Origin of the sequence: Aristophania vespae (assembly GCF_009906835.1) — a bacterium.
Taxonomy (GTDB): Bacteria; Pseudomonadota; Alphaproteobacteria; order Acetobacterales; family Acetobacteraceae; genus Aristophania; species Aristophania vespae.
The window spans coordinates 706,353-732,086 of sequence record NZ_CP047652.1; the positions used below are offsets into that span (position 1 = coordinate 706,353).

Here is a 25,734-nt window from a genome sequence, read left to right on the forward strand (position 1 = left end):
AGTTTTCCCTTGTAATGATTAAATACAAGAGAATGAGTCTAGGGAAACATAAGGGGAATTGTCCCCGAAACATTGGTAAATAAGTGCAGGGGCGAGAAGTCTCACCTCTGCCGTCAGGACTGGAACGAAGGAAGGCAAAAAATGACGACGTTCTCATGCGCTAGGGCGGTCCTGACAGTGTCAAATTGTTATCTGGTTATTTTTGGCCAGAACGACAGATAAAGGCAGGATCCATGAAAAGACTCTGGCGATTTTTCCCGGCGTTGCCTGCATTGATGCTTTCTGGGTGTACGGTTGATCTTCTTCAACCGCGCGGCCCGATTGGAGATGGCAATAGCTTTATGATGGTGCTTGAATGGGCCGTCATGATGTGTGTTGTCGTCCCTGTCATCATCGCAACATTGCTGATTGCTTGGAAATATCGGGCATCAAACAAAAAGGCTGAATATTGGCCAAACTGGTCATTCTCACACAAAATTGAAACATTTGTGTGGGGTATTCCAATTGTAATAATTCTCATATTGAGTGTTGTTAGCTTCTGGAGTACACATTTTTACGACCCATATAAGCCTTTAACGCATGACCAGCTTGTTAAAGAACATGCTGAAAATCAAAAGCCTCTAAATATTCAGGTTGTTTCACTAGATTGGAAGTGGCTCTTTATTTACCCTGATCTGGGTATTGCAACAATTAATGAACTAGATGTACCGACAAAGACGGAACTTAACTTCCACATCACATCTGATGCAGTTATGACATCCTTCTTTATCCCGCAGCTTGGTTCTCAGATCTATGCAATGGCCGGAATGCAAACAGAGCTTCATTTGCTAGCTCGTGAGCCTGGCATTTATAAAGGTATGGCAGCTCAATATACGGGTAAGGGCTTCTCAGACATGCATTTCCAAACAATTGCAATGCCTGTCGATCAGTTCCAGTCCTGGGTTGAGAATGTTAAAAACGGTGACAGCAAATTTGCTTCTGGTGAGCCTCTAAATGGTTCAACATATGCAAAATATTCTGCGCCACAGGTTAACGCGCCAGTGACATATTTTGCTGATGCACAGTCTGATCTTTTCCAGTATATTGTAGCTAAATACAATAACGGTGCAGTTAAAGATCGTGCCACAGGCAAGATTATGCACATACAGCCTGCTTCCAACAGTGCTGCTTCTGACGACACCGGCATGTAAGGAATTACCGAAAGATGCTCGGAAAACTTAGTTTATCTGCTATTCCATATGATGTGCCCATTTTGGTGGGAACATTTATTGGCGTGGCAGTCATAGGAATCGCTGCTTTGGCAGTGATCACCTACTTCGGCAAATGGGGATATTTGTGGCGTGAGTGGTTAACAACTGTTGACCATAAAAAGCTCGGCGTCATGTATATCGTGTTGGCAATTGTTATGCTTCTGCGTGGCTTTGCTGATGCTGTTATGATGCGTACGCAGCTAGCGCTCGCTTATGGCAATAACCCTGGCTATCTTCCTCCTCATCACTATGACCAGATCTTCTCTGCTCATGGCACCATCATGATTTTCTTCATGGCTATGGCGTTCATGACAGGTCTGTTCAACTTTGTGGTTCCTCTTCAGATTGGTGCACGTGACGTTGCGTTCCCATTCTTGAACTCCGTGAGCTTCTACATGACTCTTGTCGGCGCTGTGCTGATTAACGTGTCATTGTTCATTGGTGAGTTTGCGAATGTGGGCTGGCTCGCTTACCCACCTGTATCGGAACTAGCATTTAACCCTGGTGTTGGTATTGATTACTACATTTGGGCTGTGCAGATATCTGGTGTAGGTACGCTTCTTACAGGTGTGAACTTCTTCACAACTATTGTTAAGATGCGTGCTCCAGGCATGAAAATGATGCAGATGCCAATCTTTACATGGACGGCATTCTGGGCAATCGTCATGATCCTGATTACCTTCCCTGTTCTGACAGTTACACTGGGTCTGTTAAGTCTTGATCGTTATTTAGGTATGCATTTCTTCACCAATGATGGTGGTGGTAGTGTCATGCTTTATATCAACCTGATCTGGGCTTGGGGTCACCCTGAGGTTTATATCCTCATTCTGCCAGCTTTTGGTGTCTTCTCCGAAATTGCAGCTTCGTTCTCTGGTAAGCCACTCTTTGGTTATAAAACCATGGTTTACGCAAGTGGAGCGATCAGCGTTCTCGGTATGCTCGTATGGGTTCACCACTTTTTCACCATGGGAGCAGGGGCAGACGTCAACACCTTCTTCGGCATTGCAACAATGCTGATTGCGGTTCCGACTGGTGTGAAGATCTTTAACTGGCTCTTCACCATGTATAAAGGTCGTGTCCGCTTTGAAGGGCCAATGAACTGGATCGTTGGCTTTATGATCACCTTCTCAATTGGTGGTATGACCGGTGTTATGCTGGCTATGCCTGCTGCTGACTGGGTGCTTCATAACTCATTGTTCTTAGTGGCTCACTTCCATAACGTGATTATTGGTGGTGTGTTCTTTGGCTATGTAGCAGGTATGAATTACTGGTTCCCAAAAGTATTCGGTTACAAACTGAGTGACGCTTGGGGCAAGTGGGCATTCCGCTTCTGGTTCGTCGGATATTACGTTGCTTTCGTACCACTATATATTGTGGGCCTTGAAGGCATGACACGTCGTTTGAACCACTATAACAACCCAGATTGGCATCCATGGATGTTGGTTGCGTGCGTTGGTGTGTTCATTCTTGCTCTTGGCGTTGTTTGCCAGGTTGGTCAGCTTGTCACAGCTATTATTGATGCTGTAAAAGGTAACAAAGCTGATGCTAATGATCTTTCTGGTGATAACTGGGGATCAGGGCGTACACTTGAATGGGCAATCTCATCACCTGTACCTTCCTACAACTTTGCGCGTATTCCAGTCGTTAGAGGTATGGATACATTCCATATCGATAAAGAGCTTGGTCGCCCAGCTGCTGTATCTGAGCTTGCGCCAATCCATATGCCTAAAAACACGGCTGTTGGTGCGGTTATCGGGTTCTTCACGTTCCTGGTAGGCTTTGCTCTGGTCTGGCATATTTGGTGGTTGGCTGCTATTGCCTTCGTCGGTATTATCATTTCCACGATTTACCGCAGTGCTGATCTTGATGTGGATTATTATGTCCCAGTATCTGAGATCAAAGCTAACGAAGATGCATTTGCCAAGCGCATCGCCGCTGCGCAAGCAGCTGAATAAAGGGAGAGATGATCACTATGTCTCATGACACGACTCACTCGCCCTCAGTAGGTCACGAAGAACACGAGGATCATGGTTCCACCACGGTCTTCGGCTTCTGGATCTACCTGATGACGGACTGTATCCTTTTTGGAACACTCTTCACTGTTTTTGCTGTGATGTGTCATCAGTTCGCTGGCGGGCCCACAGGTAAAGAACTTTTTGACATTAAAAATGTCGAGATCGAAACAGCGATTCTCTTGGTGTCTTCGATCACTTACGGCTTTGCAATGCTTAGTGCATTTGCACAGCGTAAATCCGGCGTTTTAGTCTGGCTGTTCATTACCTTCCTTCTTGGACTTTCCTTCGTAGTGTTGGAAGTCAAAGAATTTGCTGAACTTATTGCCGATGGAAATGGTCCTGATCGCTCTGCGTTCTTGTCCTCTTTCTTTACGTTGGTGGCTACTCACGGCCTTCACGTAACCTTTGGTCTGATCTGGATGGTTGTACTGTTCTTTCAGGTCATGGGTAAGCAGGGACTTGGCAGTCGGATGGTAACCAAATTAACGTGCCTGAGCTTGTTCTGGCACTTCTTGGATATCGTTTGGATTTGCGTCTTTTCCTTCGTTTATCTTGGGAGTGTGATGTAATGAGCCATTCGCACAATGTAACTCACGAAGGTGAGAGCCACGGTTCTTACGGTTCCTACATCACAGGCTTCATCCTTGCGGTGATTTTGACAGTAGCGGCTTTCGCTGTTGTCGTAACCAAAGCCTTTGACTTTTGGACAACATTAGTTGTTGTGAGTGCTCTGGCTGTAGTTCAGATTGTTGTTCATGTGGTGTTTTTCCTTCACATGAACACAAGCTCTAAACAGCGTTGGAACTTAATGACGTTTATTCTCACAGTTTTGTCTGTGTTAATTATCGTTGCTGGTACGCTGTTTGTTATGTGGAATACACAAATGCACATGATGTCTCGCTAAGAGAAGCAGGCATTTAGTCTATTCTGAAAAAGGCCGGTAAGTTTTCTTACCGGCCTTTTTTTATGCTCCATTTATGAAATTATAAGACGTAAAAAAACCTGACATCTTATAAAAAGATGCCAGGTCTAAAAGGGAAAAATAAATTATAGAGGCTTAGTCCTGATGTGGGGCTTCTGAAAGATATTGCGCCTTATCTGACTTGCCATTCCATTCTTCTGCATCTGCCGGTGCAGTGCCCTTTTGGCTAAGATTTGGCCAAACTTTTGCAAATTTAGCGTTAGTTTCCATCCAGGGGCCTGATCTCTCATCGCTATCAGGGAAAATAGCCTCTGCCGGACATTCAGGTTCACACACGCCACAATCAATACATTCATCAGGGCTGATAACAAGAAAATTTTCACCAGCATAAAAGCAGTCTACCGGACATACTTCTACGCAATCCATGTATTTGCAGCGAATGCAGTTTTCTGTGACCACATAGGTCATTGCCGTCTCCAATTGTTATGTAGGCCCGCAACAAGCCTAAAGTCGAGAAATTTAAGAATGATATGCCGAAAGTTGGGGGTAAGATGCAAGCTTTAATCACTCATTCTTTTATATCGAGATATAATTGCATTGCTTCGGGTGCAGGCCCTCGACGATTACCAAGTTTTAGAACTTGCCATACTTTAATAGTCATAGGAGCAGAGGGCAAAGGAAAAGTGAGAATATCTCCCACCCTAACTTTGCTGTGCGCTTTCAAAATGCGTTGTCCATTTAGCCTTACAGTTCCTTTTTCTATGAAATTTGAACAAAGATTTCGGCTTTTGGCAAGGCGAGCATAAAAAAACCATAAATCAAGTCGTTGTGCATCCATATTATGTTTAGATGTAAAATTTAATGCTTAAGTGTATGTAGTATAGCAAAAGGTGAATCACTTTTCAGGATTTTGGGGTTTTGTTTTTTACGAGAATATTTTTTTCTTCTAGCTTTTACCTCTTGAGATATTAGCATTAAAGGCATAGCCGGCCCGTATAAGGTTGGAGAAAGAGCACATGGTTTTTTATGAGCAATTCCTAATATTTTAAGCATATGTGATAGATCTTTTTGCTTTACACCCATAAGTGAACCAAGATTAGAGGGTGCTGGAGCATAATGTTTATGTCTCAACGTTTTAGACAAAAGCTTAAAAACATTTTCGAGTTTGTTAATCAAAAATATTTTGCTTCCTAAAGCTACGGTGCCAGGAGGTGCGATCATTTCATCACTGCGGGTTGAATTCCACAAATTATGAAGCTGTGTCAGTATTTGGTAAGCGTCTTGTTTGAAAAGAAAGGGGCAAAAAATATATCTTTGTCCCACTTCTATACCTAAATGGAACAAATATTTTCTGTCTTTTTTCGTGAATGACGTATCACTTAAAAGTAAGGGTGTAATGCCGCCATCTTCATAAAGACGATGTATAAGCCCTCTAAATTTAGGTTCAGCGTCAAGTTTCTCTTTAGCTACGAACAAAGAACGAAATATTAACTTGATTTGTTTCGTAATAAGAAAGTTTAAATGCTCTAAAACGGCTTTGCGTTGGTTCGTATCCTGAAATTCACCATCTAAAAGTACTAATTCGGGCGAAAAATACGTATCTCCACGTGTTAATCGCGCAATAGCAGATCCGTTCCATGTAATAATATTGTCTTTTTCGATAGTAATTGATGATTCGTCTTCATCTAAAAAGCGCCGTATTTGCCGAGGTATTTCTTGTAATAAGGCGCGTCTGGCTGTTTTTAATAATATTGGTTTTTCTGCTTTAGATGTTAGAGGATCCAATTCAATGGAAAAGCCTTTAATATAGGCAATTTCATGTCCTTCAACGATAATGCGATTTTGATCAGTAATTTCATATAGAAAATCTGTTTTGTTATTTGTGAAATTGCGCTTCATAAGCATGGCAGCGCGCTTATTAACAAAGCGCGCCGTAAGGCGCTCATGTAAAGCATCAGAAAGTTTATTTTCAACGTCGTGACTACGGTCTTGCCAATAATGGTTTTTACGTAACCAATGGGGATGAGAGGCGATATATGAGCAAATTCGCACACCTAAAAGGCGCTGCATAAGAGTATCTATGCCACCTTCGCTTTGATTAAGGCCTCGTAATTGCCCTTCAATCCAGGAAGCAGGTATTTTTCCTTCTTCTAATATATACTGGAAAAGCTTTGCACAAAGTTGTGCGTGGCTGCCATCACCAATTTTTTTAAAATCGGGGATTTGACATATTTCCCATAAAAGGCGCGTTAGGCGCGAATGACGTATTTTTTTGATAATGTCATGAGAGGAAATAAGTGTTTCAAGAACATCTAAATCAGATGAGGCACGACCTTTTACAAGCTCAGAGCGGGGCGGTTTAGTCTGTAAACTATGCAATAAAGTAAAAGGCGTGCTGAAATCCAAATCTGTTTCGCGCCAGTAAATTTGTTTTAAGGGAGTGAAGTCATGATTTTCAATTATTTTGACCATGTCGGAAGGTAACTGAGGGCAGCTTCCTTCCAGAGTCCCGAAAGTCCCATCCTTCATACCGCGCCCAGCCCGACCGACAATTTGAGCAATTTCCTGTGCTGAAAGATGACGATAATTAAAGCCGTCAAATTTTCTTAGAGAGGCAAGGGCGACATGGTCAACATCCATGTTAAGACCCATACCAATCGCATCTGTTGAAACCAGATAATCAACTTCACCTTTCTGATAAAGCTCAATTTGGGCATTACGCGTGCGGGGGCTTAGCCTTCCCATAATAACGGCGCAACCGCCTCTTTTTTGACGCATCATTTCAGCAAGAGAGTAAACTTCTGCTGCGGAAAAAGCGACAAGAGCCGTGCGTGGGGGAGGCGTGTTAAAGAAAGAGGGCCAATAAAATGAAGTTGAGAAAGGCGTGGGCGGGTTTCTATTGTGATATTGGGAATTAATTTACGCAATAAAGCGCGTATGGTGTCTGCACCTAAAAAGAGTGTTTCTGCCTTACCCCGTGCATTTATAAGGCGGTCGGTAAAAATATGGCCACGGTCAGGATCACCTGCAAGTTGAATCTCATCTATTGCTATAAAATCTACTTTTCGGTCCACAGGCATGGATTCAACAGTGCATGAAAACCACTGTGCTTTAGGTGGGATAATTTTTTCTTCACCTGTTATGAGCCCGACTTTATCTTCGCCTTTTATTTTGACAAGTCGTTCATAGTTTTCGCGTGCTAACAGTCTTAAAGGAAAACCAATAATACCACTTTCATAAGCAACCATTCTGGTTAAAGCATAATGAGTCTTACCAGTATTGGTTGGTCCCAATATAGCGTGTACGAGACTAGCTGGTTTTGATAAGAAAGACGTATCGTGCATCTATTTCCTGCAACGCGTAAAATTAAGTAAGATTAACTGAAAAAACTTTTTGTTTATAAATTTATTAAAGGTGGTGAATGATTATTAATAGATCTATCCCTCTTATTGAGGAAACAAACGCAAAAGAGTCACGCCCTCTCTATTTTGTCAAAAAAGGTGATAACGATAGATTAAGAGAGCTAAGTGGGGATCACTGGCCTTACCTTAAAGCGCAGCGTGCTGAAATCAAACAAAAAGAGTTTTTCCTGCTTCCCTCAAATGAGGGAATATCAGGTGCTATTTTTTGCTATGATAACGAAAAAAATCCTGATGCCTATGGTTGCTTAGCGCAAAAATTACCTGAGGGTGCATGGTTTCCTCACGCACAGGATGAAACAATTCTTGAAGCTCTCTTTTTAGGATTTTGCCTGGAAGCCTATCGTTTTTCTTTATCTCATAGATCATCGCATGATGCTATGGATCAAAAAAAACCAGCTGGGTGTCAGCTTATTGTTCCTTCATTTTTTGCAAGAGACAAACTTAAAAATCTCAAAAGCCTGGTTCAGACAATCTGGCTAGGGCGTGATCTTATTAATATGCCTGCTAATCTTCTAGGGCCGCAGGAACTAGCCCAAAAAGCGGCAAAAGAATTACGAAAACGAGGTGCCGAAGTTGATATTATTCAGGGCGAAGCCTTAGAAAAAAATTACCCATGTTTGGCAGCTGTTGGGGCTGGGTCAGACAGGAAAGCAGTCGTGTTATCTGCAAAATGGAAAGCAAGGGATAATGCACCCCTTATTGCTCTGGCTGGAAAAGGGGTTTGTTTCGATACAGGCGGGTATGATCTTAAACCTAGTGCCTCCATGCTTAAAATGAAAAAAGACATGGGGGGAGCAGCCTTAATGTTGGGGCTTGCCTGTGCACTTATTGATACCCATCAGGATGTTGCAATTGAACTGCGTATAGGGTGCGTAGAAAATAGTGTTTCTGGTCGTGCTATGCGCCCTGGAGATGTTTTAAAAACGCGGCAAGGCCTGACTGTTGAAATTGGCAATACAGATGCTGAAGGCCGATTAGTGCTGTGCGATCTCATTACTGAGTTGGGGGAGTTAAAGCCTGATGTCATTGTGGATGCTGCAACCCTCACTGGTGCTGCCAGAGTGGCTCTGGGCCCCGATTTGCCAGCATTATTTTGTAATAACGAGATCTTGGCCAATCAAATCATAATTATTGGAGGAGAAATATTTGATCCATTATGGCGTCTGCCTCTTTGGCCTGGCTATGAATCTTGGCTGAAAAGTAAAGTTGCAGATTGTAACAATATTTCCATGCGTCCTATGGCTGGTGCCATTACGGCATCGTTATATTTGCAAAAATTTGTCCCAAATAATCAAAAATGGGTTCATATTGACAGTTATGCATGGAATGATGATGACAGACCTGGCCACCCTCAGGGGGGAGAGATGATGGCGATGAGGACGTTATTTTCGCTATTTTCAGGTAATTTTACAGTAGAGTCATAAATAAAGGGCATAGCTGGTGAGTGGATAATGCAATCCAAAAATTGTTACGGTTCCCGTATACTTGCAAAACCGTTCCAAATAGGCGATAGGGACGGCGTTTTTATAGGTCAAAAAAGCTGCCTTGAAGTGAGTGAAATTTCTTAGGCTAGTTTGTAGTAAGGTAAAATGATTTTATGAATCGTAACAAGAAAACTAACCAGTCGCTTATTTTATTGCGTGATACAATCGTTGAAAGTGTAAGACGTGAAGGCCCTGATCTTTCAGCACGGCAGCTAGCTGTGTTTTTGACTTGTTATTTAAAAGAGGGGGCTCACACTGTACGCGGTTTGGCGCAGCTTTTAAATGTGTCAAAACCTGCTATTACCCGTGCGTTAGATCGCCTGGGAGAATTAGATTTAGCGCGTCGTAAAACAGATCCTCTCGATCGCCGTTCAGTCCTTGTGCAGCGCACGTTAAAAGGGGCAGCATATTTGCGCGAACTAGGGCATATTATGAATGAGGCTGCTGAGGGAAAACTGTCTTTTGAGGAAGAAAAAACGGTTAAGTTACAAAATGTAACGGCTTTTCGTTCTTTAAAAGTTGGCTAAAACTCTTAATTCAAAGGTTTATTGTCACTATAAGTAGTTATTTAAGGTAATTTTATGTCTGGGTCTGTTCCGTTTTTAAACCTATCTGCACAACGGACCCGCATAAACTCTTTGCTAAAACCCAGACTTGACCGTGTTTTTGAGCATTGCCAGTTTGTATTAGGGCCAGAAGTTCAGGAATTTGAGCAAAGGCTTTCTCATTATTGTCATGCTCGACATGCTATTGCGGTTTCCTCGGGGACCGATGCTCTTTTAGCTGTGTTAATGGGTGAAGATATTGGCCCAGATATGGCAGTTTTTTTGCCATCTTTTACTTATACGGCTACGGCTGAGGTCGTTCTATTACTTGGGGCAACACCAATTTTTGTAGATGTTGATCCTGAGACATTCCAAATTGATATAGCCTCTTTAAAAAAACGCTATAATACCGTTCTATCCCTAAAAAAATTAGTGCCCAAGGTCATCATAGCTGTAGATTTATTTGGCCAACCAGCACCTTGGGACGAGTTGAAAGAATTTGCAGCGTCAAGAAAATTAACGCTTATTGCCGATTGTGCTCAGTCTTTTGGGGCAGTCTATAAAAATAGAAAATTAGGGTGTGAAGCTCTGGCAACAACGCTTTCTTTCTTTCCATCAAAACCTTTAGGCGGTTATGGAGATGGGGGCGCTATTCTCACTAATGATGACGAAAAGGCAGCTCTTTATCGTTCTTTAAGATCTCATGGAGAAGGAAAAGAGCGCTATAATGTGCAGCGAATTGGTTTGAATGCCCGCTTAGATACGCTGCAAGCCGCCATTTTGCTTACGAAATTAGACGTATTTGAGCAAGAATTGCAAAAGCGGGAAGAAATTGCGCGCTATTATGACAAACATCTTCCACTAAATATTACACCACCTCAACGTGTTCCTTACAGTAAAAGTGCGTGGGCAATTTATTGTGTGACCTTGGAATCTCGCGAAAAGCGTGATTCTTTGAGACAAACCCTTACAGACAATAATATAGGTTCAGCTATTTATTATCCAAAGCCGCTTCATTTTCAGCCGGCTTATAAAAAATACCATGATGGCACAGCTTTGCCCGTTTCTGAGTCTAAAGGGGGGTATGTACTTGCTTTACCTATCTATCCCGATCTTAAAGATGATGAGCGTAGTCAGGTTATAAAAGTAATTAAGAAATGGGCGAAAGATAATTCATGAAACTAAAAAATCTTCTTTTATTGGGCTATGCAGTCATAGTTCTTGTGCCGGTTATTCTCGTATGGACAATGGCTTGGCCTATTTTAAAACCTGTTCCGTTTCCTGTTATAGACTCAGGAAGGTTAGTTGTACCCGTTGAACGCTCTCTCAATAGCGAGGAAGTTCGGTTTCTTGACCAGTGGGTAAGGCAGCATAAAACAGCCTGGGGCACAAAAGGTGAGCAGGCACCAGGTCTTGCTTCAGCTCGTTTTGTTCTTGAAGGAAAAAATCACGAGAAGTTTTATCTGTCTCTCTGGCATTTTCGTCATGGTGATGACGTTGCTGGTTTTCAAAATGCCGCTACAGGCCCTTACAGAATGAGATCTCTTAATAAAGGTGAACTCGCTCCTCTTATGAAGCTTTTTTCTGACTTACCCTGGAAAGCGAAAAAGTAACAAGAGATGAAATAATAAAAAGGGAACCTGGCCGGGTTCCCTTTTATGTATTTAGGATTTGTCATCCTCTTTATCTTCTTTTTTCCGATCCTGTTCTTTTTTCTGAGCTTCAAGTTCTTCTTTATTCACTTCTGAAACGGCAATTCGTGTGCGTTCACCATCTTCTAAAGGGGGCATGGCTTTGTCAAAAACAGCGAGTAAGGCTGCTGTGATGGGTGAAGCTAGAACCAGTCCCGGAACACCTAGAATTGAACCAAAAACCGTTTGGGACAAAACGGCCAGAGCTGGCGGCATGTGAACAGCTCTACGTTGGATGAAGGGCGCGAGTACATTGCCTTCTAAAAATTGAATCACGCTATATAAAATTGCGACAAAAAGAGCTTCTTTCGTACTAACTGAAAGACTGATCAGTAAGGCAGGTATGGCGCCCATAATGGCGCCAATATAAGGGATGAAGTTACATAATCCTGCAACAACGCCCAAAGCGAGAGCTAAAGGGACACCAATTAAAGAAAGACCCAGCCAGGAAAAACACCCAACAACAAACATATCAAGTGCTTGTCCAGCCGTCCAAGCCCATAAGGTGGTTCCGGCAGAAAAAAGAAGTGTTCTTGTGGCTTCACGTTGTGCTGGAGGTACAAATCGTAAAAAGCCATTAATGTAAATAGAAGGAGAGATGGCAAAATAAAATGCCGCAATCAGGACAACAAAGAGCGTGCCTAGCAACCCAAAAGCACTGCTCAAAAGACCAGTTACCGAACCAGCCAGACCAAAACCTAAACTACCCAGAGGGTTATTATTGTCGTTCCCTCCTATAGAGGCGGGAAGATGATCAAGAATAATTTTACCTAATGTCGTATGAGATAAATGCTCTTTCAGATCTCCAGATTGCGTTATAAGCGCTGATTTCAAGCTTAAAAACTGATCTCCAATAGCCGGGCCATTGCTCCAGATGAGGGCTGTCAGTAGAGCAATAATAATCATTACGACAATACTAACGGCAGCAGTATAGGGTATGAATCGTAAATGCTTGCGTAAAAGTCGTGCCAAGCCGTGCAGCACAATAGCTAATAAGGTTGCAGCAAATAAGACAGTGATAACGTCTCCCACAAGCCATAAAGCGACTATAATGAGGGTTAGCACTGTTATAAAACGAAAAATTGTGACTAGTTGCCCTAAAGCGCGCGAAGGGGTTTCTTGTTCCGGAGGGGGAGAGCGGTAAAAGAAAAAAGCCATAAAACGCAGCCTTACATAAGGGTCAGAAAGGAGAAAAGAAGCGTTTAATTATCGCTCTTTTCAAGTTCATCTTGTGCTTCAAACCATTCAAGTTCGGTTTGTTCTAATTTGTCCGTGATTTGAGCTAACTCGCTATTCAAATTGACTATGTCATCATTTTTGCCTGAAACATATAGTGAGGGTGAGGCGAGTTTTTCTTCAAGTCTTTTTTTCGCTTCTGTGAGTTTTGTTATACGGCTTTCGGCCTCTTTAATCTTACGTCTTATTGGTGCCAGTAATTTAGTTTTCTCTTTTTGTGTCACTCTTTTTTGAGCATTATCCGAGATCTTTTTAACCGTATTTGGTGAAGATTCCGTTTGTGCACGGCGTGCTCTGTTTTCTAGCCAGTTTTTATAGTCCCCCATATCTCCTTGAAACGGAGTTATGGTCCCGTTTTCGGCAATCCATAAATCATCAGCTACAGATTCAACCAGATAGCTATCATGGCTGATGAGAATGACAGCCCCTTCAAATTCGCACAAAGCGCGGATTAAAGCGTCACGTGCATCAAGATCCAAATGGTTGGTCGGTTCGTCTAACAAAAGTAAGTGAGGGGCGTGGCGTGTGGCCAATGCCAAAACAAGGCGCGCTTTCTCACCTCCTGAAAGGCTGCCCACAGCTGTTTCTGCGCGTTCTGAATCCAAACCAAAGCGAGCAAGCTGTGCCCTGATCTCTGTTTGTGTCGCTTTGGGCAGAGCGTGAGCCATATGGTCAATGGGACTATTTTGAGCGATCAATTCTTCACTTTGATGCTGTGCAAAATACCCTACTTTAAGGCGGGGATTAGCAGCAAAGTCACCTTTAAGTGGCTCTAATCTTCCTGCTAAAAGCTTGGCAAATGTTGATTTTCCATGCCCATTTTGCCCCAAAAGAGCAATGCGGTCCTGCATATCAAGCCGTAGGTTAAGATTGCTTAAAATGGCTTTTCCGTCATAGCCCACTGCAACATTTTCTAGCCTAATCATGGGAGGTGGCAAAATTTGAGGTTCAGGGAACGAAAAAGTGGTAGGCGTTGCCTCTATAACGGACTCAATTTGAGGTAGTTTTGCCAGAGCTTTGAGGCGTGCCTGAGCTTGCCGTGCTTTTGTCGCCTTGGCCCTAAAGCGCGCTACAAATGATTCCATTTTAGCGCGTTGCTGAGAAATTTTTTCTGCCGCTCGATTCTGCTGTAAAGCCTGTTCAGTTTTTATTTGTATAAATCGGTCATACCCACCCGGTGTGAGAGAAAGCTTTCCCTGATCAAGATGAGCAATGGCCTGCACGGTATTATCAAGCAAAGACCGATCGTGACTTACCATAAGGACGGCGCCAGGATATTTTATAAGCCAGTTTTCAAGCCAGAGTGTTGCTTCAATATCAAGGTGATTTGTAGGCTCATCAAGTAAAAGTAAGTCTGGAGCCAGAAATAATGCACTTGCCAGAGCAACACGCATGCGCCACCCACCAGAAAAGTCAGAGACGGCTCGCTGTTGGGCTTCCTGGCTAAAGCCTAACCCTGCCAGAATGATACTGGCGCGTGTTGGTGCTGTATAAGCATCAATAGCAAGAAGACGTTCATGAATCTCTGCCAGGTCATGAGGATTATGAATCGTCTCTGCTTGATGAAGAAGAGCGGTGCGCTCTTCATCACTTGCTAATACTGTTTCAAGGAGGGATTGATCTCCTGAAGGGGTTTCTTGTTTGACGCGCCCCATAGTTGCGCGGTTAGAAAGGGTAATTGTTCCATCATCAGGAGCAATATCTCCCGCTATAGCCGCTAAAAGAGTCGATTTTCCTACGCCATTGCGTCCGACCAAGCCAACTTTGCGTCCAGGATCAATATTGAGTGAGGCTCCTTCAAGAAGGGGGCGTCCAGCAATGCGGAGTGTGAGATTATTGATAACAAGAAGGCTCAAAAGGGGACCTCAAGCGCTTTTAGCGGTAAAAAAGTGATCTGCACCCTATCAGACTCTTCTTTTTTCCTCTAGTGAAACCTAGAACTTTCCCTTTTAAAGAAAGGATTATTCCATGGCCTTAGAACGTACACTTTCTATTATTAAGCCTGACGCTACTGAGCGTAATTTAACAGGTAAAATTAATGCCGTTTTCGAGGATGCAGGTTTACGCATCGTTGCTCAAAAACGTATTCAGCTTTCAGAAAAAGAGGCAGGTGCTTTTTACGAAGTGCATAAAGAACGCCCTTTCTTCGGTGAGCTAGTTTCTTTCATGATTTCGGCACCTGTTATTGTGCAGGTTCTCGAAGGTGACAACGCTGTTGCTCGTCATCGCGAAGTTATGGGCGCTACAAATCCTGCCGAAGCAGCAGAGGGAACAGTGCGTAAACTCTTTGCAAAAAGCATTGGCGAAAATTCAGTTCACGGTTCAGATAGCCTAGAAAATGCTAAACGTGAAATCAGCTTCTTCTTTGCTGAAACTGAAATTCTTCCATAAGAATGATTTTACAGGCGGTGTTATGTAACACCGCCTGTAATCTTCAAAAATTTAAAAAGATTAAAAAAGCCCAAAATGCTTAAGATTATGAGCGTTTTTCAGTAATGAAACGAGCCAAAGTTTCGGGATAAAGACGGTGTTCTTGCACAAGAACGCGTTGGGCTAAATCGTCGGCTGTGTCATTTTCAAAAACAGGTACTTTGGCCTGTGCGAGTATTGGGCCTTCATCCACACCCGGCGTGACTAAGTGAATTGTGCAGCCATGTTCTTTAACGCCAGCTTTTAAAGCAGCTTCATGAGTATGAAGCCCGGGAAAGGCTGGGAGTAAACTAGGGTGGATATTAAGCATGCGGCCAGACCATTTTGTCACAAGGTAAGGCGTTAAAACACGCATATAACCAGCGAGACAAACTATTTTAACGCCCGTTTTTTCCAAAATCTGGTTAATGTCTCTTTCGTGAGCTTCACGGTCGCGTCCATAGGATTTGTGATCGACAAAAGATGTCTCAATCCCAAATTTACGGGCGATATCTAAGCCAGGGGCATCGGGTTTATTGCTCAATACCAAAGCAACGCGCGCTGGGTAGTCAGGCTGAGCACATGCCTCAAGCAGGGCCATCATGTTACTGCCCCGACCGCTAATTAAAATAGCAATCGGGGTTTTTTCAACAATGTTTGCCATCATTTAAAAAGAAACCGGCTTGCTAAAATGAATGCCCGGCTCTGTGGTAATGTGTCCCATAATAAAAGCTGGTTCATTTAGTGTCTTTAATTGTGTCATAACCTCATCTGGATTGCGCGTTACCAGCACCATGCCAACACCACAATTAAAGACTTTAAGCATCTCTTCTTGTGAAACAGGGCCTTCTTTGGCAAGCCAGCCAAAAACATCGGGGCATTGCCAGGCGGAGCCGTCAATAGTGGCACCTAAACCTTCAGGGAGCACGCGTGGTAGATTTCCAGGAAGACCACCACCTGTAATATGGCTGCATCCTTGCAGTAAATTATTCTGGTGGAGGTGCAGCACAGTTTTAACATAAAGCCTGGTTGGCTCTAAAAAGGCCTGAGCCAGTGTCTTACCCTGAGCAAATGGAGCAGGATCGTTCCATTTTAATCCCGTTTTTTTTACAACACTGCGAACCAGAGAAAAACCATTGGAATGAACCCCTGATGAAGGCAGCCCAATTAGAGTATCTCCGGCTTTGATATCAGCAGGGAGTAACTGCCCACGCTCTGCTGCGCCAACACTAAATCCAGCCAGGTCGTAATGACCGCTCTCATAAAGTCCTGGCATTTCAGCTGTTTCGCCACCAACCAGGGCACAGCCACTTTCCTTACAGGCACGTGCTATGCCTTCAACAATGCGTTTAGCTACATCTACAGTAAGATGGCCCGTAGCCATGTAATCAAGGAAGAAAAGAGGCTGAGCGCCCTGAACAATCAGGTCATTGACGCACATGGCAACAAGGTCGATACCAATATCATCATGCTCTCCGCTTTCTACAGCGAGCATAAGCTTTGTACCGACCCCATCAGTACAGCTAACAAGAACAGGGTCTTTAAACCCTGCTTTATTAAGGTCAAAAAGAGCGCCGAATCCACCAAGACCTCCCATAACACCGGGGCGTGACGTTGCTTTAGCTGCTGGTTTGATGGCTTCGACAAGTGCATCTCCTGCCGCAATATCAACTCCAGCTTCGGCATAAAGTGCACCGTGTGAAGTTTCGGAAGTCGAGGTCATTAGAAAAGAGCCCTTATAAAGAGTTGATGCTGGCGCTATTCTAAAGCATCCTATGAAAAGACGGAATAGCCAGATGTGCGGGCTATGGAATGAAATAGTTTGAAAAGAGCAGGAAAGAGGGTTTATGAGCGAAAAACAGGCGCAATTAACGCTAGATTTTCAGCATAAAAGCCGTTTTTCCAAGCGTAGTTTTATTAACGGCTCGTCAAATGCTTCGGCCCGAACTTGGCTGTCTCGCAATTCATGGCCAGAAAATCGCCTATGGTTATGGGGCCCACCAGGAACAGGAAAGACACATTTATTACAAATTTGGTCACAAACCCACCATGTTCCTTTTTATGAAGCAAGTGAGTTTGATCATGCAAAACTAAGTGAAATTTTAGAATTTGATGAAAGCAGAACACCCATCAAAGCCATTATAATTGATCATTTAGATGACCTAAAAGATGAAGTTTCTTTGCTGCATTTAATCAATCGTGCTTATCAGAAAAAAATTAAAATATTAATGGCAGCGCGTCAGCCACCTGCATGGGGGCGCTTTACTCTTCCTGACTTAACAAGTCGTTTAAAGGCAACATTAACAACTTATATTGAAGAGCCTGAAGATAAGCTGCGAGCGACTTTACTGCTATCTTTGCTGGCTGAGCGTCAGCTTGTTGTTCCCCAACCAGTAACTGACTGGTTGTGGCGAAGATTGCCCCGTACAGGTGAAGCACTTGTCGAGGCTGTTTCGCGTTTAGATCAGGCTGCTTTAGCCAAGGGTGTGTCAATTTCACGGCCACTCGCTCTGGAGGTTTTGGCCGATTTACTGAACCCTGAGAGTCAACCAAAAGAGGAGAAATGATCATGGAACAGGCCACAACAAAATTACATGATTTTTCGCCTAAGGCTCAGGAATCGGAAATTACCACTATTCGCACTTCGCCAAAACGCTTTGTAAATAGAGAACTTTCATGGCTCGATTTTAATCAGCGCGTTATTGAAGAATCTGAAAATAAACGTAATCCCTTACTTGAGCGTGTACGCTTTCTTTCTATTAGCGCCAGAAACCTGGATGAATTTTATTCAGTTCGTGTGGCTGGGCTTGTAGGACAGGTAAGAGAGGGTATTTCGACCTTAAGCCCTGATGGTGCAACGCCGGAACAACAGCTCGAAGCTGTGCGTTTTAAAGCACGTCATCTTAAACAAGAGCAGCAACGTATCTGGCAAAATTTACGTAATGAACTTGCTGAAACAAATATCAAGATGCTGGAAGCTGCTTCTTTAAAAGCCGATGATAAAGAATGGCTTTCTGATTATTTTGATGAGCAGGTTTATCCGGTTTTAACGCCTTTAGCAGTTGATCCTTCTCATCCTTTGCCTTTCATACCTAATATGGGTTTGACTCTTGTTTTATGTCTGAATGATCCACTTAGTCATAAGCATGTAATGGATGGGATTGTTTTACTTCCTGGACAAGTACCCCGTTTTTTACGCTTGCCCAATAAGGGAGACGAAATAAGATTTGTCCTTTTAGAAGAGATTATCACATTATTTGCATCACGTTTATTTCCAGGTTTAACAATTACGTCTTCTGGTGTTTTAAGAATTATCCGTGATACTGACGTTGAATTTGAGGATGAAGCGGAAGATTTGGTCAGCGCCTATGAAACAGCTTTAAAACAAAGACGTCGTGGTGTTGGCATTCATCTTGAGTTGGAGGGTACTCTACCCGAAACTCTAGGGCGTGAACTTTATAAGGAAATGGGAGTAGGGCCTAGCGACGTTGTTGTACTTCCCGAAATGGTCGGTATGGTCGATCTTGCCCAGCTGGTTGTTAAAGACAGACCAGATCTGATTTTTCCTCCCTACACACCGCGCTTTTCTCAAAGAGTATTGGATTTTGATGGTGATTGTTTTGCCGCAATCAGATCTAATGATTTTATCGTCCATCACCCCTTTGAGAGTTTTGATGTTGTTGTGCAATTTTTGCAACAAGCTGCTTTAGATCCGAATGTTTTAGCAATTAAGCAAACACTTTACAGAACGTCACGTGATAGTCCGATTGTGCATGCTCTTATTGAAGCCGCCGAAGCAGGAAAATCTGTTACTGCTGTAGTCGAATTAAGGGCACGTTTTGACGAAGAAGCTAATATACGCCTTTCTCGCTCGCTAGAGGCGGCCGGGGTGCAGGTTGTTTTTGGGCTGGCACATTATAAAACTCATGCAAAACTTAGTCTTGTTGTACGGCGCGAAGGCAAAAAATTACGCTCTTATGCCCATTTTGGAACAGGAAATTATCATCCTGTAACGGCTAAAATTTATACAGATTTATCGTTTTTTACCTGTAACAGTGCCCTGGTAGATGACTCTGCACGTCTATTTAATTACGTAACTGGCTGTATTGTTCCTGAAAACATGGAGGCCGTGGCTTTTTCTCCCGTAAATATTAGGCAGTCCCTTGAAGATTTGGTCAGGGAAGAAATTGAGCATGTAAAAGCGGGTCGACCTGGCCATATCTGGTTAAAAATGAATAGTCTGGTCGATCCCCAACTGATCGACTTGCTCTATGAGGCGTCTCAGGCGGGTGTTAAAATTGTCGCCATTGTAAGAGGAATGTGCTGTTTACGCCCTCATGTGCCAGGTCTGTCTGAAACAATTCAGGTGCGTTCAATTGTCGGTCGGTTTTTGGAGCATTCTCGTATTTTTGCTTTTGGCAATGGCCGTCATTTGCCTTCTCGTCAGGCCAAGCTTTTTATTTCCTCTGCTGACTGGATGCAGAGAAATATGAATAAGCGCGTAGAGGTTATGGTGCCAATTACCGACCCCACAGTACACGCGCAGATATTAGGCCAAATTATGACGGTTAATTTACGAGATACCCTCCAAACGTGGAAGATGACCTCACAAGGAAGTTGGCATCGTCTATCTACTGATCAAAGGCAGTTTTCTGCGCATGAAAATTTTATGAAAAATCCGTCTTTGTCTAAAGGTGGCAATAGTAATAGCCGTACCAAGCCTGAACCCTATATTGTTCCTGAATTAAACTGGGAGGAGACCAGTCATGGAGCTTCATCATAAAAAACGTGCTGCAATTGTTGATCTTGGCTCTAACTCAGTACGTATGGTCGTGTTTGAAGGCGTTACACGTAACCCTGTCATTAGTTTTAATGAAAAACATACACTTCGTTTAGGAAAAGGACTGGATAAAACGGGCCTCCTGAATGAAGAAGGGGTCAAAAAAGCCAAAAACGTATTAGCACGCTTTGCCATTATCGCTCACGCTATGAGAGCTGATCCCTTTCACATTGTAGCGACAGCCGCTGTACGTGATGCTACTAACGGAGCTGCTTTTATCAAAGAAGCCCAGTCATTGCTGCCTAATGCACAATTTCGCATTTTAAATGGCGAGGAAGAAGCAGATTACGCTGCTAATGGTGTTTTATGTGCATTGCCAGAAGCTAATGGTTTGGTCGCTGATATTGGGGGAGGGTCTTTAGAGTTAATTCACATTGCACAGCAACGTTACCATAAGGCAACGAGCACACATTTAGGTGTGATACGTCTTAGAGAACGCTCCGAGGACTCGGTTAAAAAGGCTTATTCTCTTGCTCAAGACTGTCTGAAGCAGGTTGATTGGCTCGCCAAAATGAAAGGCAAGGCGTTATATCTGGTAGGAGGAGGTTTTAGAACGCTTGCACGTTTAGATATTGCTCGCAGAAATTACCCTTTAAATATCGTACATCTTTTGCGTTATTCTGCTCAGGAAGCGAATGATCTTGCTTTATGGATTTTTCAATCTTCTTCAGAAAAATTAGAAAAACTAGGCAATGTTTCGCGTAAAAGAGTTACTGACGCCCCTTATGCTGCTGCCGTCTTGCTAAGTTTAATTAAGGAAATGGCACCTTCCGAAATTATATTTAGTGCTAATGGTTTGCGTGAAGGCTGGTATATGCAGCACGTAGCAGAGTCATTATGGAAGCAAGAGCCCATGGTGGCGTTGCTAGAAGAACTAGCCGGGCGTTTTAGCCGCAATGTAATGGCCCCCGAACTTTTATATAACTGGACTACACCTTTATTTAAGGGACCAGAGGGGCTAGGAGAAACAGGCTATTTAGCAAGATTGCGTTATTTCTCCTGTCTTGTTTCTGATATTGGAGCTTTTGCTCACCCTCAATATAGAGCTGAACAATCCTATCGCCTTATTCTTTATAATCAGGGCGTAAGTTTTGATCACCAGACAAGGGCATTTTTAGCGTTAGTGATCGGGATTAGATACGGTATCTCTCGCAAAGACCCATTACTCGATATTTCGAGAGACATATTGGATGAAAATTTATTTACTCACGCCCTGACATTGGGCACGCTTTTAAGGCTTGCTTATAGTTTATGCGCAGGAACCGATTTTCTGCTAGGTGCATGCCACTTATCTTTGCAAAAGAACGTTCTTTCGCTTGATCTCAAGGCAGGATCAATTCGTTCAGTCGGTAGTGCCGTTGAACAGCGTCTAAAACGTTTAGCCACTGAGTTAAATAAGCCGTTTGCTATTGTGACTTAGTAAATCTATCTCAATAAAGCAGCTTCTTATAAATCAGGATGAGAAAAAGGCCTCAAAAGTCGGTTCAGATAATCCAGCTCTGCTTTAGGCCGTGTTTGGTCAGAAGCACGTCGACGCAATTCCTGCTCTAGTAATTTGTAATTTTTGTTTTTCTGACTATCAGGAATATGCGCATCTGATGCTGTTCCCTCATCTAACTTACGCCCCAAAGGATCGCGGTTTTTGGACTGCGAGCCATCTTTATCATCATCCATGTCATCGTCATCCTGATCTGAACTTTGATCTGACGAGCTAGAACCATCATTTTTCTGGTGTTGTTCCTGCGGAGATTGTGGAGGTGGAATAAACCCAAGGCGCCCTTTAGATGATTTTTGAAGAGATTTCAGATTATCCTTCATATCTTTCTTAGCTTGAGACAGATCTTCCAGAATTTTCTGCTCCCATACAGCACTATCATGATCGTGCCGTTGGGCAATGGCCTGTAATGCTTTTTTCATGTCTGAGAAAGCATTATTAAACCCGGCATTCTCTTTGTGCGTTAGCGTCTTTCCTCGTGTAATAAGAATGTGAGTTAGCGTTTTAAGAGCCTCTTGTACCTGGTAATTCTCTTGACGTTCATCTGCAAAACGTTGCTTTAAAAGCGGATCTTGTGGTTCGGGGGTAGGGGCTTCTGTTAATGTAGGAGGCGGTGTTATACCTAGCTGCCGTAACAATTCGGCAGTTGAAAGCTGAGATATATTCTGGTTCTGAGGCTGAGATTTTGGTTGTGAGCTGGAAATGCGCATATGGGCAGCATTAAGAAGTAGTGTTTCTTTTCTGATTAAATCACGCAAAGCAGCATATTGATCACGTGCTTCTTCTTTTGCCTGCATTTGTAGCGATAAAGATTTTAAATCCATAGGCTGGGCCTGGCGCATTTGCTCGGCCATATCAGCCATCTCAGCAAGGTAGTTTTTAGCTTTATCTATATTTCCCTGCACTGTTTCTCGCTGTATCTGATGAGAAAGTTTTTGCCAGGGAGCCCCTTTTTCGGAGGGCATGGGCATGATAATTCCCGTTTGGCTAGCCTGTAGAAACATAAGTTTCATGCGATAATCTAGCGCATTTTTGAGCCTCTCCAACCTTGTATGAAGCTCTTCCTGTTGCGCTATGGATGAGGGGTGTTTTTCCCCCATATCATTGATTTGTAATAAAACATCTTGTTGAGCGGCCCTAAATTCGGCCATAGAGGCGGCAACATTAAGCCCTGCTTTATCACGATCCTCGACATATAGAGCTAAAAACCATAATTCATTGGTTAAATCAGAGCTTATTTCTTTATGTTTTACATGTTCAATAATATTAATCAGGCCAACTAATATATCACGTGGCATTGGCAGGGCACTTAGAAGAGTCAGGTCGTTCAAAGCTTGAGAGCTTGTTTCTTCATGCAAAGCTAATCTTCGGCGAATATCCAGTAATGACCGTGATAGAGCATTATGAAATGGTCTTGCTGCAATCTTTATCGTCTGCGGTGTTGTTTCTGAAACGAGGCCAGAAACACTTTCAGCGCGCAATTTTGCACTAACATTTTGGCCCGCAAATGGATCACTAGAGAGATCTAGAATTGCTTTGCCCTGAGAATTTTTGGGCGTGCCTTTAAGGGGTAAATCCCAGTGCGCTATACGCGGTTTTTGTCCTGAAATAGGATGCTGATTTGGTAATGTTAAAACAAGTTGAAGGGACTTTAGCCCGTTTGCCTGTTCTGCTTCCCAGGAAATTACTGTCCTCCAGCTTTCTTTTAAAGTCTTGGCCTTTTCTTTCCAGGCTATGAAAGGGGGGAGGTCTTTTTCAAATTTAATGTTCCACCACGCTAATTTACGCCCTCTCATACGTAGCGCAATTTTGCTGGTGTGAATGACGCGTCCCTCTATTTTCCAGCTTTGGTGCTCAAGCTTTTTTAGGTGTAAAAGCTTTGCTCCTTTTAGATGTGGAGTGGCGCTACTGCCCGTTATGACAGCAAAAAAACGCGCTCCTTGAAGAATAGGGGCATCTATTTTGTGAAGATTTTGTTGCAGAAATATAGTTGGAGCGCCTGTAAATGAGGGCGGATCTATCCAAGCCTGTACATGGGCGAGAGGAACGGCATCATCATCCATTCCCGGAACAAAACCTGCCTTGAGGCGCAATAAGCTTTCAGGAGCAGTGTGAAATAAAGAAAACCCCACAATAAAGATGAAAAAAAGAGCACATAAGGCTTCACCAGAGTTTTTAAAAAAACGAGGTGCTCTAACTTTAAGACCTTTAATGTTTTTCTTAAGGCGTTTTTGATGTTCAAGCCAAATATAATTTTGGGCAGTAAAAGCGTCTTTTTGCTCTGTCGTGACAGGATGGTCTTTTAAGTCAGATAAAGGATAGCCATGCAGGTGCGTAGAGCGCTCAATAACACGATCAAGCTCATCAATAGTGGGAGGCGTGATTTGTTTTTTGCGATAGCGAAAAATAAAGACCAATAGAGCAAAATATAATAGCTCTAAAATAGCATGAATAATATCAGGAAGTTTTTGAGGAAGATGAAATAAGGAAGCAAGGAGCCATAATAATATGAAAAAAATTGGCCAGCACAATTTATACCAAATCTGCTCTAATTTTATAACACGCTTAGCTTTTAAACGCGCTCGGGTCAGTTCTTTGGAGAAGAGGCCGGCCATATTTTAAAAAACTTTAGCTTTCAAGCCATTCTGGTAAGCGCTCCGTGCGGAGAATGTCATCAAGTGTCTGTCTTTCACGAATGACGGCCCATTTATCATCTTCAACCATAATCTGAGCAGCTAATGGGTGTGAGTTATAAGTAGAGCTCATAACAGAACCATAAGCCCCTGCATCTAGGAAGGCAACCAAGTCACCTCTATGAAGCTCGGGAAGAAGGCGGTTATGTGCAAAAACGTCGCTGCTTTCACAAATAGGTCCGACAACATCATAATGTGTAAGGGGGGTATCTTTTGCAAAGGCTTTTAAAGGAAGAATGCCATGCCAGGACTCATACATGGCAGGGCGGACCAGATCATTCATGCCAGCATCAACAATGGCAAAGTTTTTTGTGCCTTTTTTGATATCTATAATTTGTGAAAGTAAAATCCCGGAGGGAGCAGCCAGCCAGCGTCCGGGTTCTAACCGTAATTTAACGTCCAAATTTCCAAGCGTGTTATAAATAACATTGGCTAACATTGAAGGTAATGGCGCTTTTTCATTACGGTAACGTATGCCTAACCCACCACCGCAATCTAATTCTTCTACCGTAAGGTTGGCTTGACGGAGAGAGCGCACAATATTCGCTAATTTCTCAAAACCGGCCAAATAGGGGTGCTCAGTTATAATCTGGCTTCCTAAATGAACAGCCAGTCCAATAACATGGAGCCCCTTAAGTTCGGTCTGGGCTTTGCGATAAAGAGGAATAATATCGTGATACTGAATGCCAAATTTATTTTCGGCACGGCCTGTTGTAATTTTTGCGTGAGTTCCTGCATCAACATTAGGATTAACGCGTAAAGCTACGCGAATTTTTTTACCTGAAGACAGTGCTAGTTCATTTAAGCGAAAGAGCTCTTCGGCACTTTCTACGTTAACTTGAGCAATTGATAGTGAGATTGCCTGCCTAAGTTCATCATCTGTTTTGCCAACGCCAGAAAAGACAATGTTTTCTGGTTTAATGCCTGCGGCTAAAGCGCGGTTGAGTTCTCCACCACTAACAACATCAGCCCCATAGCCAAGATTACGGAGTAAAGTGAGGCAGGCTTTGTGATCCTGGGCTTTTACAGCAAAATGGAACTGAATGGGGAGATTACGTTCTTTAAACGCCTTTTGAAACTCTTGCGCACGCTGTCTGAGGGTCGTAGCACTTATGACCCAACTAGGAGTACCCACCTTTTGAGCAATCTCACTCAGGGCCACTTTTTCCATCATTAACCCTTTATCGGGGTCAATAGAAAATTGAGGGCGGCTAGAGAGCAGAGAAAAGGGGATGGGATCAGTTGCAGAAGATATCATATAATAAATGCTGGCCACAATGGAGATGGAAAGGCGATTTAGAGACTGCTTACATCCTATTAATCACAATTAATAGATTTTTTTAAGACGCAAAAGTTAGCATGACCCTGGTTTGAAGAGCCAGTAATATTAGGTGAAATTATGTCCGCTTTTGTAAAAAAAATTCATCCTTATAATTCTAAATGAAAATCTTTTTTATTTTTTCTAAAAAATACCTTTTATATATCGCATTTAAGTCAAGGCGACAGATTAGGAAATCATGCCATAATTTGGCTATGCAACTCTGGCACAGTTATAGAAAAACGCTGGATTAACCGCAGAATGCGGTAAAAGCTGTTTTCATGATTGAGAGAGTTTTTGTCTTATCCTTATTATCTGTGCAGGCTATCTACATCACGCACATGGTAAAAAATAAATTATGTGATCTCTGCTATAGAAAAGCAGCATTAACTTTTGGCGTCTAATGAATGGTGC

General features: G+C 42.9%; 22 protein-coding genes. 12 read left to right on the plus strand and 10 right to left on the minus strand.

From position 1 onward, the window contains the following. The first annotated feature begins 233 nt into the window (after positions 1-233). From cyoA to cyoD, 4 genes are read left to right on the plus strand one after another with little or no spacing between them, the layout of a single operon-like run. Complete coding sequence (gene cyoA, locus GT348_RS03165; RefSeq protein WP_236646569.1) at positions 234-1,190, plus strand: ubiquinol oxidase subunit II; 957 nt, start codon at positions 234-236, stop codon at positions 1,188-1,190. Positions 1,191-1,204: 14 nt separating this feature from the next. Next, positions 1,205-3,205, plus strand: a complete 2,001-nt coding sequence (gene cyoB, locus GT348_RS03170; protein WP_160618476.1) for a cytochrome o ubiquinol oxidase subunit I — start codon at positions 1,205-1,207, stop codon at positions 3,203-3,205. A 17-nt stretch (positions 3,206-3,222) separates the two neighbouring features. Further along, positions 3,223-3,834 (plus strand): cytochrome o ubiquinol oxidase subunit III, encoded by a 612-nt coding sequence (gene cyoC, locus GT348_RS03175; RefSeq protein WP_160618477.1) that lies wholly within the window; start codon positions 3,223-3,225, stop codon positions 3,832-3,834. Next, a complete protein-coding gene (cyoD, locus tag GT348_RS03180; RefSeq protein WP_160618478.1) occupies positions 3,834-4,169 on the plus strand; it encodes a cytochrome o ubiquinol oxidase subunit IV in 336 nt (111 codons plus the stop codon). Before cyoC ends, cyoD begins: the two co-directional genes overlap by 1 nt. Before the next feature lie 153 nt (positions 4,170-4,322). Here cyoD and fdxA read toward each other — a convergent pair whose 3' ends face one another. The 4 genes from fdxA to GT348_RS09325 form a co-directional block, all read right to left on the minus strand. Continuing rightward, on the minus strand, positions 4,323-4,655 hold the full coding sequence (gene fdxA, locus GT348_RS03185; protein ID WP_160618479.1) for a ferredoxin FdxA: 333 nt from the start codon (positions 4,653-4,655) through the stop codon (positions 4,323-4,325). Positions 4,656-4,755: 100 nt separating this feature from the next. Beyond that, on the minus strand, positions 4,756-5,025 hold the full coding sequence (locus GT348_RS03190) for an RNA-binding S4 domain-containing protein (protein ID WP_160618480.1): 270 nt from the start codon (positions 5,023-5,025) through the stop codon (positions 4,756-4,758). 20 nt (positions 5,026-5,045) lie between these two features. Then, complete coding sequence (locus tag GT348_RS03195) at positions 5,046-6,968, minus strand: helicase-related protein (protein ID WP_236646570.1); 1,923 nt, start codon at positions 6,966-6,968, stop codon at positions 5,046-5,048. Next, the gene (locus tag GT348_RS09325; protein ID WP_236646571.1) at positions 6,965-7,531 is read right to left on the minus strand and encodes a DEAD/DEAH box helicase family protein; all 567 of its coding nucleotides are present in this window, start codon (positions 7,529-7,531) and stop codon (positions 6,965-6,967) included. The genes GT348_RS03195 and GT348_RS09325 overlap by 4 nt, the downstream gene beginning before the upstream one ends. A 77-nt stretch (positions 7,532-7,608) precedes the next feature. Here GT348_RS09325 and GT348_RS03200 point away from each other — a divergent pair, with 77 nt between their 5' ends. From GT348_RS03200 to GT348_RS03215, 4 genes are all read left to right on the plus strand, one after another. Then, the gene (locus GT348_RS03200; RefSeq protein ID WP_160618481.1) at positions 7,609-9,033 is read left to right on the plus strand and encodes a leucyl aminopeptidase family protein; all 1,425 of its coding nucleotides are present in this window, start codon (positions 7,609-7,611) and stop codon (positions 9,031-9,033) included. A gap of 173 nt (positions 9,034-9,206) precedes the next feature. Beyond that, entirely contained in the window at positions 9,207-9,620 is a 414-nt protein-coding gene (locus GT348_RS03205) for a MarR family transcriptional regulator (protein ID WP_160618482.1), read from the plus strand. Between the two features lie 54 nt (positions 9,621-9,674). After that, the gene (locus GT348_RS03210) at positions 9,675-10,817 is read left to right on the plus strand and encodes a DegT/DnrJ/EryC1/StrS family aminotransferase (RefSeq protein ID WP_160618483.1); all 1,143 of its coding nucleotides are present in this window, start codon (positions 9,675-9,677) and stop codon (positions 10,815-10,817) included. Continuing rightward, complete coding sequence (locus GT348_RS03215) at positions 10,814-11,251, plus strand: hypothetical protein (RefSeq protein WP_160618484.1); 438 nt, start codon at positions 10,814-10,816, stop codon at positions 11,249-11,251. Before GT348_RS03210 ends, GT348_RS03215 begins: the two co-directional genes overlap by 4 nt. A gap of 51 nt (positions 11,252-11,302) precedes the next feature. Here GT348_RS03215 and GT348_RS03220 read toward each other — a convergent pair whose 3' ends face one another. Both GT348_RS03220 and GT348_RS03225 read right to left on the minus strand, forming a co-directional pair. Then, positions 11,303-12,487, minus strand: a complete 1,185-nt coding sequence (locus GT348_RS03220; protein WP_160618485.1) for an AI-2E family transporter — start codon at positions 12,485-12,487, stop codon at positions 11,303-11,305. Between the two features lie 44 nt (positions 12,488-12,531). Next, positions 12,532-14,421 (minus strand): ABC-F family ATP-binding cassette domain-containing protein, encoded by a 1,890-nt coding sequence (locus tag GT348_RS03225; protein WP_160618486.1) that lies wholly within the window; start codon positions 14,419-14,421, stop codon positions 12,532-12,534. Positions 14,422-14,533: 112 nt separating this feature from the next. Between GT348_RS03225 and ndk the strand changes: the two genes are divergently transcribed. Continuing rightward, on the plus strand, positions 14,534-14,956 hold the full coding sequence (ndk, locus tag GT348_RS03230; RefSeq protein WP_160618487.1) for a nucleoside-diphosphate kinase: 423 nt from the start codon (positions 14,534-14,536) through the stop codon (positions 14,954-14,956). An 85-nt stretch (positions 14,957-15,041) separates the two neighbouring features. On the opposite strand, the gene purN is transcribed toward ndk, so the two are convergent. Both purN and purM read right to left on the minus strand, forming a co-directional pair. Further along, the gene (gene purN / locus GT348_RS03235) at positions 15,042-15,641 is read right to left on the minus strand and encodes a phosphoribosylglycinamide formyltransferase (RefSeq protein ID WP_236646572.1); all 600 of its coding nucleotides are present in this window, start codon (positions 15,639-15,641) and stop codon (positions 15,042-15,044) included. Then, positions 15,642-16,697: a phosphoribosylformylglycinamidine cyclo-ligase gene (gene purM / locus GT348_RS03240; RefSeq protein WP_160618488.1), complete on the minus strand. Its 1,056-nt coding sequence runs from the start codon at positions 16,695-16,697 to the stop codon at positions 15,642-15,644. Positions 16,698-16,821: 124 nt separating this feature from the next. On the opposite strand from purM, the gene GT348_RS03245 reads away from it, so the two are divergent. The 3 genes from GT348_RS03245 to GT348_RS03255 are packed head-to-tail and all read left to right on the plus strand — an operon-like array spanning position 16,822 to position 21,234. After that, entirely contained in the window at positions 16,822-17,541 is a 720-nt protein-coding gene (locus GT348_RS03245) for a DnaA/Hda family protein (RefSeq protein ID WP_160618489.1), read from the plus strand. A gap of 2 nt (positions 17,542-17,543) precedes the next feature. Beyond that, positions 17,544-19,757 (plus strand): RNA degradosome polyphosphate kinase, encoded by a 2,214-nt coding sequence (locus GT348_RS03250; protein WP_160618490.1) that lies wholly within the window; start codon positions 17,544-17,546, stop codon positions 19,755-19,757. After that, positions 19,741-21,234 (plus strand): Ppx/GppA family phosphatase, encoded by a 1,494-nt coding sequence (locus GT348_RS03255; protein ID WP_160618491.1) that lies wholly within the window; start codon positions 19,741-19,743, stop codon positions 21,232-21,234. The genes GT348_RS03250 and GT348_RS03255 overlap by 17 nt, the downstream gene beginning before the upstream one ends. Before the next feature lie 26 nt (positions 21,235-21,260). Here the strand turns inward: GT348_RS03255 and GT348_RS03260 are convergent, their stop codons facing one another. Both GT348_RS03260 and lysA read right to left on the minus strand, forming a co-directional pair. Next, complete coding sequence (locus GT348_RS03260) at positions 21,261-23,924, minus strand: DUF4175 family protein (RefSeq protein ID WP_160618492.1); 2,664 nt, start codon at positions 23,922-23,924, stop codon at positions 21,261-21,263. Between the two features lie 13 nt (positions 23,925-23,937). Continuing rightward, positions 23,938-25,260 carry a diaminopimelate decarboxylase gene (lysA, locus tag GT348_RS03265; RefSeq protein ID WP_160618493.1) on the minus strand — a complete coding sequence of 441 codons (1,323 nt, stop codon included), beginning with the start codon at positions 25,258-25,260 and terminating at the stop codon, positions 23,938-23,940. Between the last annotated feature and the right edge of the window lie 474 nt (positions 25,261-25,734).

Bases quoted from the DNA above. Each gene is read 5' to 3' on its own strand.
- GT348_RS03260 (WP_160618492.1), bottom strand. From the start codon at position 23,924: ATGGCCGGCCTCTTCTCCAAAGAACTGACCCGAGCGCGTTTAAAAGCT.
- GT348_RS03215 (WP_160618484.1), top strand. From the start codon at position 10,814: ATGAAACTAAAAAATCTTCTTTTATTGGGCTATGCAGTCATAGTTCTT.
- ndk (WP_160618487.1), top strand. From the start codon at position 14,534: ATGGCCTTAGAACGTACACTTTCTATTATTAAGCCTGACGCTACTGAG.
- cyoD (WP_160618478.1), top strand. From the start codon at position 3,834: ATGAGCCATTCGCACAATGTAACTCACGAAGGTGAGAGCCACGGTTCT.
- purM (WP_160618488.1), bottom strand. From the start codon at position 16,697: ATGACCTCGACTTCCGAAACTTCACACGGTGCACTTTATGCCGAAGCT.
- cyoC (WP_160618477.1), top strand. From the start codon at position 3,223: ATGTCTCATGACACGACTCACTCGCCCTCAGTAGGTCACGAAGAACAC.
- GT348_RS03220 (WP_160618485.1), bottom strand. From the start codon at position 12,487: ATGGCTTTTTTCTTTTACCGCTCTCCCCCTCCGGAACAAGAAACCCCT.
- GT348_RS09325 (WP_236646571.1), bottom strand. From the start codon at position 7,531: ATGCACGATACGTCTTTCTTATCAAAACCAGCTAGTCTCGTACACGCT.
- GT348_RS03210 (WP_160618483.1), top strand. From the start codon at position 9,675: ATGTCTGGGTCTGTTCCGTTTTTAAACCTATCTGCACAACGGACCCGC.
- GT348_RS03190 (WP_160618480.1), bottom strand. From the start codon at position 5,025: ATGGATGCACAACGACTTGATTTATGGTTTTTTTATGCTCGCCTTGCC.
- GT348_RS03250 (WP_160618490.1), top strand. From the start codon at position 17,544: ATGGAACAGGCCACAACAAAATTACATGATTTTTCGCCTAAGGCTCAG.
- cyoB (WP_160618476.1), top strand. From the start codon at position 1,205: ATGCTCGGAAAACTTAGTTTATCTGCTATTCCATATGATGTGCCCATT.
- GT348_RS03255 (WP_160618491.1), top strand. From the start codon at position 19,741: ATGGAGCTTCATCATAAAAAACGTGCTGCAATTGTTGATCTTGGCTCT.
- GT348_RS03205 (WP_160618482.1), top strand. From the start codon at position 9,207: ATGAATCGTAACAAGAAAACTAACCAGTCGCTTATTTTATTGCGTGAT.
- GT348_RS03200 (WP_160618481.1), top strand. From the start codon at position 7,609: ATGATTATTAATAGATCTATCCCTCTTATTGAGGAAACAAACGCAAAA.
- lysA (WP_160618493.1), bottom strand. From the start codon at position 25,260: ATGATATCTTCTGCAACTGATCCCATCCCCTTTTCTCTGCTCTCTAGC.
- cyoA (WP_236646569.1), top strand. From the start codon at position 234: ATGAAAAGACTCTGGCGATTTTTCCCGGCGTTGCCTGCATTGATGCTT.
- purN (WP_236646572.1), bottom strand. From the start codon at position 15,641: ATGATGGCAAACATTGTTGAAAAAACCCCGATTGCTATTTTAATTAGC.
- GT348_RS03245 (WP_160618489.1), top strand. From the start codon at position 16,822: ATGAGCGAAAAACAGGCGCAATTAACGCTAGATTTTCAGCATAAAAGC.
- fdxA (WP_160618479.1), bottom strand. From the start codon at position 4,655: ATGACCTATGTGGTCACAGAAAACTGCATTCGCTGCAAATACATGGAT.
- GT348_RS03195 (WP_236646570.1), bottom strand. From the start codon at position 6,968: ATGATGCGTCAAAAAAGAGGCGGTTGCGCCGTTATTATGGGAAGGCTA.